The sequence below is a fragment of the Bacillus sp. CH140a_4T genome (assembly GCF_008923725.1).
Lineage (GTDB): Bacteria > Bacillota > Bacilli > Bacillales > Bacillaceae_G > Bacillus_A.
Map to the genome: position 1 here is coordinate 1,058,200 of NZ_WBPF01000013.1, position 14,461 is coordinate 1,072,660.

Consider the following 14,461-nt stretch of genomic DNA (forward strand, 5'->3'; position numbering starts at 1 on the left):
TTATTTCACCTCTTCCTTGTCGCCACTAAATTTCAATCCGATAATAAATAATGCTAATAAACAAACAAGGAAAATTTTAATAAACGAAAATGGCTCTTTAAAATACACAATATCTACTACTATCGTTCCCACTGTCCCAATTCCAGTAAATACTGCATATGCCGTTCCAATTGGAATTCTTTTAGTTGCTTCAATTAATAGATGAAAACTAGCTAAGATTGCAATAAGTGTCAAAATACTCATCGAATTTGTTTTTAATCCCGTTGCCCAATATATTTCGATTAAGCCTCCAAATACTAAATACAGCCACGCCCTATTTGTACTAATCTCTTTTTTCTTTTTCACTTCTTCTTTTACCTCTTGTCGTATTTCTTGTTTTGAAGAGCTACGTTTCTTTTTCGGAAAAAGAATGTAAGACATCGCCCATATAAAATGAATCATAAGTACCGATGTCCAAACACTGACAATGGTATTAACAGTTTCATTTTGATAAAAGCCGATTTGTTTGTTCAAAATCCATTCTTTCATATGAAGAAAATAAGAACCGCTTGGCAAATCTTGAGCTGGTACAAGCCCTACTACAAAAATAAATAAAAGCTGTGCAAGAATGAAAATGCCCACATGTTTATAAAAGTATTGCCGCTCTAATCGTGCGTGTTCCTTTCCATATAGCTTCTCTTTTTGCATAGCTGTCATTTATCTTCCTCCTTTTTCAAATAATACTCCACCATTTCATCTATATACTTCATTGTTTCCGAATCAAGTCCATACACTTTTGCCATCTCTCCCTCTTCAGGTCTAATTAATTCCCAATATTTATTTATTAATTGTTCATCTTCTTGAAATACATGCATGGAGAAATTCACTACTTTTTCCGCCAATTGTTGAACTTCTGGTGAATCTATTGGTTCATTTATACGCTCGTGAATTTCTCTTAATACTTGCAGCCACTCTTTCGTTCTTTTATCGTTTTCTTCAAATGTTGGTAAGCCTTGAATAATCTGCTGCTCTTCCTCATTAAAATACCTTTTCCAAAATTTCTCCCTCTGATCAATTCCTTGTACTGATTTTATAAACAACATTAAATCTTCTGTTCTAAGCTCTCCTGTCAATTCAATGGAATGAAATGTTGTATATAGTAGCTTTTCTAAACCCTGTAACCTTTTTACTTCCCCTTGTATTGTTTGAATTTCATTTTGAATCGCACGTTTCCATCTGTCCTCTTCTGAAATCCCCTTTTCTTCTTTTAATACTTCTTTTATTTCTGAAAGCTTAAAACCAAGCTTTTTAAAAGTTGTGATTTGTTGCAATGTAATTACGTCATCTTTTGAATAGTAACGATATCCTGAATCAGCAACATAAGACGGTTTTAACAATCCAATTTCCTCATAATATCTAAGTGTTCTCGTCGTTACACTCGTTTCTTTTGAAATTTCACCAATACTATACTTATCCATCATTTCCTCCCTTTACTTTATTTATCTCTACTATAAACTTTGACGTATACGTTAGAGTCAATACACTTCATAACATACATTTCTACAAATAAAAAAACTGCCCTTTCACAGGCAGTTTTTCTTTATCCAAACACTTTCTCAAGTTCATCTTTATCTTGGCTTAACCAGAAGTTCATTAAGCGTTGTGCTCCTTCTAAATCGTGAAGCTTCGCTTGGCCACATTGTGTTTCATTTGCAGCCGGAATTTCTGTAATTTGAACCGCATCTTTTAATGTTAGTTCTAATAAATCAATGATTTCTCGAACTGTCGGTGTTCCGCTTACTACAAGATAGTATCCTGTTTGGCAGCCCATCGGTGAAATATCGATAATATCAAAATGCGGATAACGATCAATATATTTACGTAAATTAAATGCTAATAAATGTTCTAACGTATGAATAACATCTGGTTTCATTGCTTGTTTATTCGGTTGGCAAAAACGAATATCGAATTTATTTACAATACCGTCACTACCTACGTTGTGAACTCCGCAATGTCTTACATAAGGCGCCTTTACAATCGTATGATCTAATTCAAAGCTTTCTACTGATGGCATACAACATCTCTCCCGCTTTTAATTTAATTCCTTTATAACCAATATGATATAACGGAATTAGACATTAGTAAAGTATTATGTACAGTCGTGCTATAATACTTTAAGACTATGCTGAGAAGGAGACCATTATGAAACAGATTTTTATTGGGATTATACGCTTTTATCAAAAGTTCATTTCTCCAATGACACCACCAACGTGCCGCTTTTATCCAACTTGCTCTCATTACGGAGTAGAAGCGTTTCAAAAACATGGTGCACTAAAAGGTTTTTGGCTTACATGTAAGCGTATATTAAAATGTCACCCTTTCCACCCAGGAGGATTTGATCCTGTCCCAGATAAAAAGGATGACAAAGTAAATTCTTAATTGTCGTAACCATTCACAACTAAATCTAATTTTCCTGTGTCAGGATCGATAACAAGACCGTGAACAGGTACTTCTTCAGGAAGTAACGGATGGTTACGAAGTACTGATACGCTATGTTCTACACTTTCTTCTACACTAGAGAACCCTTGTAGGAATCTTTCTAAATCGATTCCAGAATAACGAAGTGTATCTAATTTCTCTTCTGTGATACCGCGCTCTTTCATCTTCTCGATTGTACTACTCGCTTGAATTTTAGCCATACCGCAATCATGGTGGCCAACTACACATACTTCATCAGCACCAAGCTCGTATACAGCAACTAAAATACTACGCATAATACTTCCGAACGGATGGGAAATAACAGCTCCTGCTACTTTAATAATTTTCACATCACCGTTACGCATATTCATTGCTTTCGGTAATAGTTCAACAAGACGAGTATCCATACAAGAGATAATTACCATTTTTTTATTTGGGAATTTTCCTGTTTCATACTCTTCGTATTTTTTCTCTTCAACGAATTTCTCATTGTATTGTAAAATCTCTTCTAATGACTTCATAGTAAAGAACCCTCTTTTCTCTCATTTACATTACGTATATAGTGTACCAAAATTTAAAAAACTCAAAAAGGATATTGCTTTATAGTAAAAATAAGATATTTTCAGATAACCGCCATAATTCTTTCAAAATATACACACAGCTTTGTAACAAGTCCCACATGATTTACCACTATTTTCTCTATAAACTAACTGTAGATAATGTTAAAAAGGAGTGAATATTTATTATGTCCGACGTTCTGTTACTGAGCCGTTTTCAATTTGCAATTACTATTTTTTATCACTTTTTATTTGTACCTTTGACAATCGGACTAGTTATTTTAGTGGCATGTATGGAAACTCAATACGCCCGCACATTGAATCCAACATACCGCAAAATGGCAAATTTCTGGGGGAAATTATTTACAATTAACTTCGTAATGGGGATTATAACTGGGATTACAATGGAGTTCCAATTTGGAACAAACTGGTCTGAGTACTCCAAATATATGGGAGATATTTTCGGATCACCTCTCGCAATCGAAGCACTCGTTGCCTTCTTCTTAGAATCTACTTTCATGGGAATATGGTTATTCGGTAAAGACAAAATTTCACCAAAGTTCCGTGCCTTCTGTATGTGGATGGTTGCACTTGGAACAAATATTTCCGCACTTTGGATTATTACAGCAAACGGTTTTATGCAAAATCCGGTTGGCTACGTCGTACGTAACGGCCGCGCTGAATTAAATGATTTCTGGGCACTTGTAACAAATCCATATGCTTGGAACATGTTCTTCCATACTGTAATTGGTTGTTATATCGTTGGTGCTTTCTTCGTTATGGCGATTAGTGCCTATCACTTATTACGTAAAAATGAAGTTGAATTCTTCAAAAAATCATTTAAGTTTGGTTTAATGTTAGGATTATTCGCCGCAACAATTACACCGTTTATGGGACATCAATCTGGTGTATCAGCAGCTAAATATCAACCAGCTAAAGGTGCTGCGATGGAAGCTGTTTGGGAAACTGGAAAAGGACAAGGCTTCTCGATTGTTCAAATTCCTGATGTAAAAAACGAAAAGAACTTTGAATTCCTTACGATTCCGAAACTAGGAAGTTTCTTCTATACAAATTCATTTGATGGAGAAATTGTTGGGTTAAAAGATATCCCGAAAGATGAACGTCCAAATGTTAACCTCGTGTACTATAGCTTCCGCTTAATGGTTGCACTTGGTATGTTCTTTATGGCATTAACTTGGTACGGTTTCTACTTAAACCGAAAAGGAAAACTAGAAAACTCAAAACGTTATTTAAAAATTACAATATGGTCTGTTTTACTACCATATGTCGCAATTAACGCTGGTTGGATTGTTGCTGAAGTAGGGCGTCAACCATGGACAGTTTATAAACTAATGCGTACAGCAGAATCTGTATCACCCATATCCGTTCCACAAATTTGGTTCTCATTAATTAGTTTAATCTTGTTCTACACTTTACTTTTAATCGCAGACGTATACTTAATGCTGAAGTTCGCGAAAAAAGGACCAGCAGCATTAGAAGAGCCTGCTACTGAAGGAGGTACAGCTCATGTCTCATGATATGCTCGCAATTATCTGGTTCGGTTTATGGGGTGTAATTTGGACAGTTTACTTCATTCTTGATGGCTACGCACTTGGTAACGGAATGATTTTCCCATTCGTTGCGAAAGACCGACAAGAACGAAATCAATTACAAGAAGCAATTGGCCCGTTCTGGGGTGGTAATGAAGTATGGTTAATTACAGCTGGCGGCGCAACATTTGCTGCCTTCCCAATCACATATGCAAATATGTTTAGTTACCTATATACACCACTATTTTTAGTATTACTTGCACTGTTCGCTCGTGCTGCTGGACTTGAATTCATGCATAAAGACGATTCACCAATTTGGCAAAAAACTTGTAAATGGGCATTTACAATTGGTAGTTTCCTAATCGCCTTCTTATTCGGGGTTACGTTCGCTAACCTGTATTACGGACTACAAATCGGAAAAAATGGCTATGAAGGAAATTTACTTAGCTTACTAAATCATTACGGTATTTTAGGAGGTCTGTTCTTCACTGCTATATTCGTCGTATCTGGTGCCCTTTGGATTATGATTAAAACGACTGGTGAAGTATCTGATCGTGCTTATAAAATCGCAAGACCATTTTCAATGGCAGCTGCTATCATTTTAGCTATTTTCTACGTAGCAACTGCTAACCGTACAAACCTATTCCAAAACTTCACAGAATATCCTGTACTATTCATTCTTCCAGTACTTGCAATGTTAATGAGTGTACTCGCACTTATTATGGTGTACAAACATAAAATTGGCCTTGCATTCACATTCGTTTGCTTAACAATCGCAATGTTTATGACAACTGGCTTTGCAGGTATGTTCCCAAGAATGTTACCATCTCGTATTAACGACGCTTATAGTACAACGTTATACAACGCAGCTGGTAGTCAATTAAACTTAAAAATTATGTTCTTCGTAGCAATGGTCATGGTACCAATTGTCATTGGATATCAACTTTGGAGCTACAGTATCTTTAAAAATAAAATTCATAAAAACTCTGCTAAAGGGTATCACTAAAATGAAAAAAGACACTTCTTTTGAAGTGTCTTTTTTATACGTATGATTTTTGATAGGATGTTATATTTCTAATCTAACAACTACAATACAGAAGAATCATTAACAGCTCACAGCTAGATTGTAGCACAGGACAAGTTCATCATTTTATGCAATTTTACATATTTATCTACAAAGTAAATTGTATTCCTTGATCATTCGCATCGCTATCTCCTACATCTGCTGTACTAATCCCACTAAATGTTTGTACTTTTTTTCCTGTATTCGATGATCCCGATCCATTATAAGCTTTCGTTTTTTCAATTGGCTGCACGTTATATTTATCACCTAAGTTAATTGTTCCGTTACAATTTTCAATAATAACACCTTCCACAACTGACGGCATTTTGTCACCTACTTTCATTTCCTTACTTTTAGTTTATGAAAACCGCCTACAAAAATAGCATGTTTCCATAAGAAAAAGCACTCATCCTGAGTGCTTTTTCTTATTTACCTTTTTTCTTTTTTTCACAAGCAATTCCATCGCCATCACGATCTAAATGCTTACCATAATACGGGCTGTCTCTTGTAATATCATAATATCCAGCATCGTTTGCTTCTTTACAATTAGCAAAACGTTTCGGATCAGGCTTTACTTCTGGCTTTACTTCTGGTTTTACTTCTGGTTTTACTTCTGGTTTCGGCTGTGGTTGTTTTGCTCCTGGTCTTTCTTCAAGTGGTAACGTTGCATTATATAAGAACTGAACGTATTGCTCACGACTTACATGCATTCTAGGTGCGAATGTACCATCACCAGTTCCAGCTGTAATATAATTTGATTTAATTGCAGTAATCGCAGGGTTCGCCCATCCATTTCTATCTACATCCGGGAAATTATGATTCCCTCTTATTTGCAATTGGAATCCCTTTGTCAAAATTTGTGCCATTTCATCGCGAGTTAACGAATCTTTCGGTCTAAAGTTTCCTGTGCCATCTCCAGTAAATACACCCATCTCTGTTAAAGCAAGAATCTCTTTTTTAAACCTAGTTGAACGATCCGTAACATCCTTATATGGATTATTATACTGTTCTTTTACTGTCGGTTTTAATTGACGGAACATAAGAGCAGCAACTTGCTCACGTGTTACATCATCACCAAATCCAAAAAGCCCATTTCCGTATCCAGCAACAACGTTTTTATTTGCTAAATCCATAATCGCTTTATAAGACCAATGATTGTTTGGAACATCTTTAAAATCTGCACTTGCCTGCGCTGTTCCAATTGAAGTAAATGCTGTAGTTGCAACAAGTGCACCTGTTAAAATTAATTTTTTAAATCCCATATTTAAGTCTCCTTCTCTTTCCGATAATAACCATTTAACAATATAACAAATTATATAAATGTAATTTGTCATATTCTGTCGAACACAAAAAAGAATCCAGCAGGATTCTTTTTTGCTAAGCATGAATAGCAAGTTTGGAGACAGTTGACTTCTTCAAAATTTTATTAGGGGTAATATTTTGAAAAAGAAAGCCTTTCATATGTAGGTTAACACTACTGGAATATATAGTAAATTGATAATCTTTATACGGAAGATTGCTAATGTTTAGTATAGATAATTTCCACTATATTAACAGTGGAAACTCATCTACATTAAAACAACAAAAAAAGTGCCTTCAAAGAAGACACTTTCATAAACAGACACTATAAAACAGAATTATTTATTGTTATACGATTGTTAGATACAAAAAGTAGAGGGAAATGTTTGTATAAAATTCTGCTTTATAAAGTCTGTCTACACTTCATATTTTAATCCTCTTCACTTGAAAATAAATATAATATGCATAATTACATACAAAAAAGAAAAGACACTCCATAGAGTGCCTCTTCAACCATTTTACTTTTAATATATCGCCTTGAATACATTGTAACATATGTATCTATATATTTTATTGAGAAAATTCAAAATCATTTTTCCTTTCATTTTCAATTATAACATCATGTATTATAGAAGGTATGTCAAATTATTATACAAATTGAGGTGTACTATATTTATGATGTATTTAGGAATTATTCCCCTTATATTGTTTATTATTTTTCTTATTTCTTACTTAAAGGATCCGCGAAAAATAATAAACGGTTTTTTATTTAATGCCTTTTTCTGTTTTTTCCTTCTTTTTTGCACGGCTGCATCTTATGACTCTGGCAATGATGCCCTACGCTACATTATATTTTTACCCATTTTAGCACTTATCATTATGCTTCCTTTTGCAGTTATCGCTTTAATGGTTGGGTTATTTCTTAATGCTAGAATTTTAATGAAACGCGAAGGAAGACGCTTCACGAACTGTTTAACACTTATTGCGGCTTTAGGGATTTTATTCTTGATGTTAGTCCCTATTATAAATCCAGCAAGCTTAGTTTCACCGCAGTTAACGCCTATTTTTGCTGGAATTTCTCTTATAACCGTATATTTCTTTATACATCTATCTAACTTCTTAACAGCTTATTTCCTATATCAATTCAACAGACCAAGACGTAACCAAGATTTCATCATCGTTCTCGGTAGCGGCTTAATTAATGATAAAGTACCGCCTTTACTTGCAAGTCGTATTAATAAAGCAATCGACTTTTATTGGAAGCAAGCAGCTGTGAATACAGCGCCAACAATCATTTTCTCTGGTGGACAAGGTCCAGATGAAGGCCTTCCAGAGGCAGAAGCGATGCAAAAATACGCTATTGAAAAAGGGATTCCGCTTGAACATACAGTGCAAGAAAATCGCTCTGTAAACACATATCAAAATATGTCGTTCTCTAAAAAAATTATGGATTCTTTAAAGCCAGAAGGTAAATATAGAAGTATTTTTACAACAAATAATTTCCACCTTTTCCGCGCTGGTATATATGCAAGACAAGCGGGTCTTAATAGCCAAGGAATCGGATCCAAAACTGCCTTTTATTACTGGCCTAATGCAATGATTCGTGAATATGTCGCAATTGTTGTGATGGGACGTAAACGTCATATGAAGTTTTGCGGAGCTATTTTAGGATTCTCCTTATTCGTATCCGTAATCAGTATTATATTTTCATAGCAATGAAGAAAGTCCCCTATCTATAGATAGGGGACTTTCTTCATTCAAACAAGTAACATAACCGCATACAACACATTAATAATTCCAGAAACTATTCCAACAATAGCAAATGTTTTACTCGTGCCCGTCACATTTTTATTTAAACCTAATATAGAGAATACGATAGCTACACTACCAATAAGCCCCCATAAGTTAATAAACCATGATATTAATCCGGTTATAAAACCAACTAAAGAAAAAATTTCTATACTACTATTAGAAGTGCTATTCACAAAACCTCCCTCTACCGTTTTATATGTAAGACCCTGACCGCACTGTCCACAAAACTTGTTACCGTCATTCGTTTCATTCCCACATTTCGTACAATATCTCAAAGAATCTCCCCCTTAAGATCAGTGGTCAAAATATACATATCATACTATTATATTTCAATTGAAAACATTCCTATATGTATGCGCATCAACCATATAAGAATGCATTTTAAATAAGAATATGGTGATAATATTCCCTGCATACATCCATTAAAGGAGAATTTTTTCAAATTAAATGTTAAAATGGAATTTAGGTGTGAATTACGTAACAAATAAGAAACTAGTTTGAATCGAGGAAATTATATGGATAAAATTATCAAAAACAAACCCAATAAGCTAAAAATTGCTTCAAAAGCTTTAATGATTATTATTGGGGCATTTATCACAGCGTACGGATTAGAAGCTGTATTAATTCCAAATAACGTATCAGACGGTGGCGTAACTGGTTTAAGTATCGTTAGTTCAAGATTATTTGGATTGCCATTAGGAGCTCTAATCGCAGTTATTAACATTCCTTTCGTTTGGTTAGGATATAAACAAATTGGTAAAAGCTTTGCAATTTATTCTATTATCGGGATTGCTTCATTAGCAATAGGTACCGTTCTCATGCACCACGTACCAACGATTATCGAAGGCGATACACTTTTAGTTACTGTAGTCGGTGGTATTATTATCGGTTTTGGTATGGGACTAGCATTACGTAACGGCGGCGCATTAGATGGAATCGATATGCTAGCTGTATTACTTTCTCGTAAGTTACCTTTTGGAACGAGTGACCTTATTTTATTCTTAAACATGTTCGTATTTATTTTCGTATCAACAGTATTCGGTCTTCAAGGTGCTATCCTTTCGGCAATTGCTTACTTTATCGCTTCGAAAGTCATTCATATCGTTGAAGTTGGTTTAAGTGGTTCGAAAACATTTAAAATCATCACGAAAGAACCTGAATTAATGGTAGAAACAATTCGCGATCGTTTAGGACGAAGCGCAACATATAACGAAGTATATGGTGGTTATTCAAGAGAGAAATTTAAAGAAATTTCTTGTGTAATTAACCGTTTAGAAGAAAGTAAAATGAAAGAATTGATTCATGAAATTGATCCAAATGCCTTTATTACAGTTTATGATGTAGCAGAAGTAAAAGGCGGTAGCTTTAAGAAACGTGATATTCATTAATCATTATGAATAAAGAGGGTGTGCCAACAATTTGGCATACCCTCTTCTTATTATGAACTTGCTATCGTTGTCAGTTTTTGTCGGTAAGTCGATATATTTCAATAATCGCTGATATATTTTGAGTTGTGGTCGATATATTCCGATAATCGCTGATATATTTTTACTCTCCCCATCTTCCCCCGCTCTTAATCCATGCTACGTATTTTTGAAAGGCCGGCACTTCTTGTTGAAAACGCAGCGGAACATATAGAAAGAGAGTACATGTACAAAGTATCCAGAGAATACCTACTACAAAGTGAAATTTCATCGTTGTGCTAATAAACAAACTGAGGAATAAGACGAGGAACATAATTAAACTAAACTTTTTATATGTAGTCATACTAATCTCCTCCTTATAACTTAATTGTACCAGCTACAAGGAATTAATTTCCATAATAAAAAAGACCGAAAAGCAAATTCTACTCTTCGGTCTCTATACCTATCTTCTCTTCGTAATCTTTCCTGAACCACCAACCCTCGTTTTCGGGGGAGATGTATTCTTTGGCGGCGTTTTAATAGATGATTTCGGCTTCACATCTGATCCGCTCGAGCCACCTGGTGTTTTTGTAATTTTCCCTTTGCTTCCAGTAGAAGGCGGAGGTGTACTACTTCCTTTTTTCGTAATACTTCCTGTATCTCCTACCGAAGATTTCGAATCTACATTATCGCCTCGCTTAATGATAGATCCTTTCCCTTCCTTCGTAATTGGAGGTGGGGTTTTCTTTTCTTCTTTCGTAGGCGGTCTCTCTGGAACAACTGGCTTATGATTTTGCCTGTCATTATATCCTCGGTAATCACCGTATGATGATTTTCGTGAACCAAATATATCGTTTAAAATACTCCCCATAATATATCCTTGCAGGAAGGATGGTTGGTAATTTTGACGAACAAATTCTTCATTACTTACTTCAATTAACGTATCAGATGGTTTCTCTTTATCCTTTTGAAGATTGTATATTTTATCAGAATAAACGAGGAACATTTGATTTTCGTCTTCTTTAGATGCTTGCTTCGGTTTCCTTTCAGCTATAAGTTCCTTTGCGACTTCAGGAACTGACCGATTGGCGGCCCTATACACGTAAGATTCTTGTTTACCTTCCTTTGCGACAGATTCAAGCGGATAACGGTCTTGCATCGATTTTGTCTGCCCGCCTTGACAACCTGATAAGGCATATCCAGCAACAACAAGTAATATAACGATAGCAAGTATAGGGATCACGAACGATTTAATCATGGTAAACAATCGGTTTGACATGATTACGCCCCCTTACGTTGCTCTTATAATTTGTACATCAGCAGGAATAATTGCTTCTCCCTCATACATCATTGTGCGACCATTTTGCCATTCAATACGTAATAATTTTCGGTTATCTGATTGAAATTCCCATACGTGCTGTTCTTCTGAAGCAGAGAATGGTGTTTTTCCCATCACAACGACACGTCCGTTATATTGCTCTTCCATATGGTACTCTGTATCATCCATTTCAATGGTCGTCGGAATTTCATCAATCGAATCTAAGCGACCATCAATTGGTGTATATAATTTGTAATACGTATTTTCACGGTCTTCAATTTTTAAATACCGAATATCTTTCCCGTCTTGCAGTGTTAAAACAATTTCTTTACGAGAATGCATACTCGTTTTCCCCGTTAATTCGTACATGATTAATGAAACTTCAACCATATCGCCAGGAGCTAACGTTAACAAACTCTTCTCCGGTTTCGGTGGCTCTGGGCTCTTCATTATATTTTTAATTCGTTTAAATAAACTCACGATCTACCCCCTCCTTCTCTCTTTATAAACAAGCACCTAAAATAAGTGCACCAACGATATGTAATGATCCGGCCAACATCGCATGCGCAACACTGCCTTCTTTCGTACCTTCTTCTAAATCTAAACCAGACATTTTCTTTAACACAAATTCGATAAACATTTCTACCACTAATAAAATAACGAAAGAAACTGCTGATGCAAGTAACGCTTGCCATAAATCATTTGCTTTCGTTATCGATTGAGATAAAATGTACCCTTGCGCGAATAATTTCATAACGAAACGCGTTGTTACAGCTGTATTCCCATTCTTTATTTCTTTTAAATCATTGTATTTCGTAAAAATTGAATCAACCCACATAATTGCAAATAACAGTACTGCACTCGCTCCAGTCCATACAAGCATGGCTAACACATTTGTCCATGTCATTGCAAAACCTCCTCTAAAAAGATAAAGTGAAACTTTAATCGGTGGGGAAATGTTCATTCCCCGCTGATTATCAGCCCCCACCAATCGGGCATTTACGGGCAGTTGACCTCCCACTCCCACCTCTCTGCTTTCACAAAATGTAGGAGTGGGCGTCTTACTGCCCACAAATAGCGGGGTAATAGAAAACCGACATGAATTCTCTTCAGACATGTCGGTTTCTTTGTCTATTCTATATTATTTCTCGTACTGCTTCATAATACGAGCTAATTCATCGTCAACAGCAGAATTTTTGTTTAAGCTTGCGAATTCATCATCTAATGACTTTTCTTTCTTGTAAATTTCACCGCTTGCTTCTGCTTCAGCCTCTAATTGAAGAGCTTTCTCTTCCATACGGCTTAAACCAGCTTTTGCTGAGTTTGAATCAAATCCAGACATCGCCTGATTAATATTCTTTTGTGCTTTTGCCGCATTTACACGTGCTACAAGTGTTTCACGTTTATTTTTCAGCTCTGTTAATTGCTTACGCATTTCTTCTAGCTTCAGGCGAAGGTTATCAGCAGCAGCTTTGTTTTGCTCATAGCTTGCCTTATACTCATTCATCTTTTGCTCTGCATTTTGTTTTTCTTCAAGAGCACGACGTGCAAGGTCAAGATTGCTTGCTTGAACAGCCATATGAGCTTGCTCTTCACGCTTTTTCACAAGTGCTTCTTGCTCTTCAAATAATATTTTGAATTTCTTCTCAAGCGCGATTTGAGCTGCTACACTTTTCTCAGCTTCTTGTACATCCGCTTGCATATCACGTAAATATTGATCCGTCATCTTAACTGGATCTTCCGCTTTTTCAATTAATGAATATACATTCGACATTGTTAAATCTCGTAATCGTTTAAATACAGACATCCAAATTCCTCCTATGATATACCTCATATTTCAAATTCACTACTTGGAAAACTGAAAAATCTCCCTTTACAGTAAAGAATATTCATTTTTACAGCCTATGTGTTTATTATAACAAAACAAAGATGTCCTTACATGTTATTTCCAAAATACATCCAATATAATATGACATTCTAGATACAATATTGTTTTCCCAATATATTCTCATTAACCCTCTTTAGAATTGACTAATTTTAACCTACTTTCACTAAATTACATTATTGTAATGTTACTGTAAGCTAACTCGATAGTTACGTTTCAATATTTCTTATACACTAATACCAGAAGCAACAAACAAGCTTCTCATCATTTCAGAACTAATACAAAAACGTATTTACTATAAAACATATAAAAGGAGAAATCATCATGAAAAAATTAGTAGGAATCGGATTAGCAGCAGCAATTTCACTTGGAGCATTATCAGGTTGTTCTTTATTAGGAGAAAAAGCGAACGGATTAGTATTATACGGATCAGAAGAGCAAGTTCAAAAAATTACAGATCAAAATAAGAAAGAAGTAAAAGAAAAAGACTTCTATAAAATGAAAATGGCAACATTAGAGGGTAAAAAAGTACTTGTAATGGATAAGAAAACTGGTGATGAACTTGTTAAGAAAGCACTACTTAAAAAAGTTGGTAAAAATGATGATACAAAGGCAATCGATAAATTACCAGCTGTAACAGCAGAAGAAGGCGTGCTGTTTGCAAAAGAGAAAGTAGAAAATGCTACGCTTGATGGAGCAAAATTAAAATATGAAGGCAACACAATTATCGGTGATGGCCGTTCTTATGCAGATATGTTTGCTATCGTTGATGATGCAACATATGTAAATGTAAAAGGTGAAGAAAAATCTGTAGGTATTTTGAAATTTGATAAAGACCCAAGCAAAGAGCTACCTGGAGCAAATGGAGTAGAAGCTTCTCAACTTGTAAAAATTAAAAAATAATAGAAAAAAGCTTTGCGAAATTCGCAAAGCTTTTTTCTATTTATTATGAGCCACTTGCTCCATATCCGGACTACAAGTTTGCGACTGACATGATTTATGTAAAGAACATGCTGCGCATTTTCCTTTTTTACTTCTCTTTACAAAATTAACTAACGTGTATGCTGCATAACCAAAAATGATAGCGCCAATTATAATATTGACCATCACCCTAATA

General features: G+C 35.1%; 19 protein-coding genes. 6 read left to right on the plus strand and 13 right to left on the minus strand.

From position 1 onward, the window contains the following. From F8162_RS29330 to luxS, 3 genes are all read right to left on the minus strand, one after another. Positions 1–696 (minus strand): DMT family transporter, encoded by a 696-nt coding sequence (locus F8162_RS29330; protein ID WP_151631672.1) that lies wholly within the window; start codon positions 694–696, stop codon positions 1–3. Next, positions 693–1,457, minus strand: a complete 765-nt coding sequence (locus F8162_RS14375) for a MerR family transcriptional regulator (RefSeq protein ID WP_151631673.1) — start codon at positions 1,455–1,457, stop codon at positions 693–695. Before F8162_RS14375 ends, F8162_RS29330 begins: the two co-directional genes overlap by 4 nt. A 122-nt stretch (positions 1,458–1,579) precedes the next feature. Next, a complete protein-coding gene (gene luxS, locus F8162_RS14380) occupies positions 1,580–2,053 on the minus strand; it encodes an S-ribosylhomocysteine lyase LuxS (protein ID WP_001141371.1) in 474 nt (157 codons plus the stop codon). Between the two features lie 128 nt (positions 2,054–2,181). On the opposite strand from luxS, the gene yidD reads away from it, so the two are divergent. Continuing rightward, entirely contained in the window at positions 2,182–2,418 is a 237-nt protein-coding gene (gene yidD / locus F8162_RS14385; protein ID WP_151631674.1) for a membrane protein insertion efficiency factor YidD, read from the plus strand. On the opposite strand, the gene F8162_RS14390 is transcribed toward yidD, so the two are convergent. Beyond that, positions 2,415–2,978: a beta-class carbonic anhydrase gene (locus F8162_RS14390; protein WP_151631675.1), complete on the minus strand. Its 564-nt coding sequence runs from the start codon at positions 2,976–2,978 to the stop codon at positions 2,415–2,417. The two genes, yidD and F8162_RS14390, sit on opposite strands and share 4 nt — an antisense overlap. Positions 2,979–3,202: 224 nt before the next feature. Here F8162_RS14390 and cydA point away from each other — a divergent pair, with 224 nt between their 5' ends. Both cydA and cydB read left to right on the plus strand, forming a co-directional pair. Further along, positions 3,203–4,552 carry a cytochrome ubiquinol oxidase subunit I gene (cydA, locus tag F8162_RS14395; RefSeq protein WP_151631676.1) on the plus strand — a complete coding sequence of 450 codons (1,350 nt, stop codon included), beginning with the start codon at positions 3,203–3,205 and terminating at the stop codon, positions 4,550–4,552. Beyond that, entirely contained in the window at positions 4,542–5,570 is a 1,029-nt protein-coding gene (cydB, locus tag F8162_RS14400; RefSeq protein WP_151631677.1) for a cytochrome d ubiquinol oxidase subunit II, read from the plus strand. The genes cydA and cydB overlap by 11 nt, the downstream gene beginning before the upstream one ends. A gap of 166 nt (positions 5,571–5,736) precedes the next feature. Here cydB and F8162_RS14405 read toward each other — a convergent pair whose 3' ends face one another. Together F8162_RS14405 and F8162_RS14410 are read right to left on the minus strand one after the other, a co-directional pair. Continuing rightward, on the minus strand, positions 5,737–5,970 hold the full coding sequence (locus tag F8162_RS14405; RefSeq protein ID WP_151631678.1) for a spore germination protein: 234 nt from the start codon (positions 5,968–5,970) through the stop codon (positions 5,737–5,739). 82 nt (positions 5,971–6,052) lie between these two features. Next, on the minus strand, positions 6,053–6,889 hold the full coding sequence (locus F8162_RS14410; protein ID WP_151631679.1) for an S-layer homology domain-containing protein: 837 nt from the start codon (positions 6,887–6,889) through the stop codon (positions 6,053–6,055). A 712-nt stretch (positions 6,890–7,601) separates the two neighbouring features. On the opposite strand from F8162_RS14410, the gene F8162_RS14415 reads away from it, so the two are divergent. After that, a complete protein-coding gene (locus F8162_RS14415) occupies positions 7,602–8,639 on the plus strand; it encodes a YdcF family protein (RefSeq protein WP_151631680.1) in 1,038 nt (345 codons plus the stop codon). A 44-nt stretch (positions 8,640–8,683) separates the two neighbouring features. Here the strand turns inward: F8162_RS14415 and F8162_RS14420 are convergent, their stop codons facing one another. Further along, positions 8,684–9,013: a zinc-ribbon domain-containing protein gene (locus tag F8162_RS14420; protein ID WP_151631681.1), complete on the minus strand. Its 330-nt coding sequence runs from the start codon at positions 9,011–9,013 to the stop codon at positions 8,684–8,686. A 240-nt stretch (positions 9,014–9,253) separates the two neighbouring features. Between F8162_RS14420 and F8162_RS14425 the strand changes: the two genes are divergently transcribed. Beyond that, entirely contained in the window at positions 9,254–10,126 is an 873-nt protein-coding gene (locus F8162_RS14425) for a YitT family protein (protein ID WP_151631682.1), read from the plus strand. 160 nt (positions 10,127–10,286) lie between these two features. On the opposite strand, the gene F8162_RS14430 is transcribed toward F8162_RS14425, so the two are convergent. The 5 genes from F8162_RS14430 to F8162_RS14450 form a co-directional block, all read right to left on the minus strand. Continuing rightward, positions 10,287–10,505 carry a hypothetical protein gene (locus F8162_RS14430; RefSeq protein WP_151631683.1) on the minus strand — a complete coding sequence of 73 codons (219 nt, stop codon included), beginning with the start codon at positions 10,503–10,505 and terminating at the stop codon, positions 10,287–10,289. 99 nt (positions 10,506–10,604) lie between these two features. Further along, the gene (locus F8162_RS14435) at positions 10,605–11,420 is read right to left on the minus strand and encodes a DUF4247 domain-containing protein (protein ID WP_151631684.1); all 816 of its coding nucleotides are present in this window, start codon (positions 11,418–11,420) and stop codon (positions 10,605–10,607) included. 12 nt (positions 11,421–11,432) lie between these two features. Then, a complete protein-coding gene (locus F8162_RS14440; RefSeq protein WP_151631685.1) occupies positions 11,433–11,939 on the minus strand; it encodes a DUF4178 domain-containing protein in 507 nt (168 codons plus the stop codon). Between the two features lie 22 nt (positions 11,940–11,961). Beyond that, positions 11,962–12,366: a DUF350 domain-containing protein gene (locus F8162_RS14445; protein WP_000220323.1), complete on the minus strand. Its 405-nt coding sequence runs from the start codon at positions 12,364–12,366 to the stop codon at positions 11,962–11,964. 234 nt (positions 12,367–12,600) lie between these two features. After that, positions 12,601–13,266, minus strand: a complete 666-nt coding sequence (locus tag F8162_RS14450; protein WP_151631686.1) for a PspA/IM30 family protein — start codon at positions 13,264–13,266, stop codon at positions 12,601–12,603. A gap of 402 nt (positions 13,267–13,668) precedes the next feature. On the opposite strand from F8162_RS14450, the gene F8162_RS14455 reads away from it, so the two are divergent. Next, positions 13,669–14,247, plus strand: coding sequence for a lipoprotein BA_5634 family protein (locus tag F8162_RS14455; RefSeq protein WP_151631687.1), 579 nt, complete (start codon positions 13,669–13,671; stop codon positions 14,245–14,247). Between the two features lie 36 nt (positions 14,248–14,283). On the opposite strand, the gene F8162_RS14460 is transcribed toward F8162_RS14455, so the two are convergent. Beyond that, positions 14,284–14,454 (minus strand): FeoB-associated Cys-rich membrane protein, encoded by a 171-nt coding sequence (locus F8162_RS14460; protein WP_151631688.1) that lies wholly within the window; start codon positions 14,452–14,454, stop codon positions 14,284–14,286. Positions 14,455–14,461: the final 7 nt, after the last annotated feature.

Bases quoted from the DNA above. Each gene is read 5' to 3' on its own strand.
- F8162_RS29330 (WP_151631672.1), bottom strand. From the start codon at position 696: ATGACAGCTATGCAAAAAGAGAAGCTATATGGAAAGGAACACGCACGA.
- F8162_RS14375 (WP_151631673.1), bottom strand. From the start codon at position 1,457: ATGGATAAGTATAGTATTGGTGAAATTTCAAAAGAAACGAGTGTAACG.
- luxS (WP_001141371.1), bottom strand. From the start codon at position 2,053: ATGCCATCAGTAGAAAGCTTTGAATTAGATCATACGATTGTAAAGGCG.
- yidD (WP_151631674.1), top strand. From the start codon at position 2,182: ATGAAACAGATTTTTATTGGGATTATACGCTTTTATCAAAAGTTCATT.
- F8162_RS14390 (WP_151631675.1), bottom strand. From the start codon at position 2,978: ATGAAGTCATTAGAAGAGATTTTACAATACAATGAGAAATTCGTTGAA.
- cydA (WP_151631676.1), top strand. From the start codon at position 3,203: ATGTCCGACGTTCTGTTACTGAGCCGTTTTCAATTTGCAATTACTATT.
- cydB (WP_151631677.1), top strand. From the start codon at position 4,542: ATGTCTCATGATATGCTCGCAATTATCTGGTTCGGTTTATGGGGTGTA.
- F8162_RS14405 (WP_151631678.1), bottom strand. From the start codon at position 5,970: ATGAAAGTAGGTGACAAAATGCCGTCAGTTGTGGAAGGTGTTATTATT.
- F8162_RS14410 (WP_151631679.1), bottom strand. From the start codon at position 6,889: ATGGGATTTAAAAAATTAATTTTAACAGGTGCACTTGTTGCAACTACA.
- F8162_RS14415 (WP_151631680.1), top strand. From the start codon at position 7,602: ATGATGTATTTAGGAATTATTCCCCTTATATTGTTTATTATTTTTCTT.
- F8162_RS14425 (WP_151631682.1), top strand. From the start codon at position 9,254: ATGGATAAAATTATCAAAAACAAACCCAATAAGCTAAAAATTGCTTCA.
- F8162_RS14430 (WP_151631683.1), bottom strand. From the start codon at position 10,505: ATGACTACATATAAAAAGTTTAGTTTAATTATGTTCCTCGTCTTATTC.
- F8162_RS14435 (WP_151631684.1), bottom strand. From the start codon at position 11,420: ATGTCAAACCGATTGTTTACCATGATTAAATCGTTCGTGATCCCTATA.
- F8162_RS14445 (WP_000220323.1), bottom strand. From the start codon at position 12,366: ATGACATGGACAAATGTGTTAGCCATGCTTGTATGGACTGGAGCGAGT.
- F8162_RS14450 (WP_151631686.1), bottom strand. From the start codon at position 13,266: ATGTCTGTATTTAAACGATTACGAGATTTAACAATGTCGAATGTATAT.
- F8162_RS14455 (WP_151631687.1), top strand. From the start codon at position 13,669: ATGAAAAAATTAGTAGGAATCGGATTAGCAGCAGCAATTTCACTTGGA.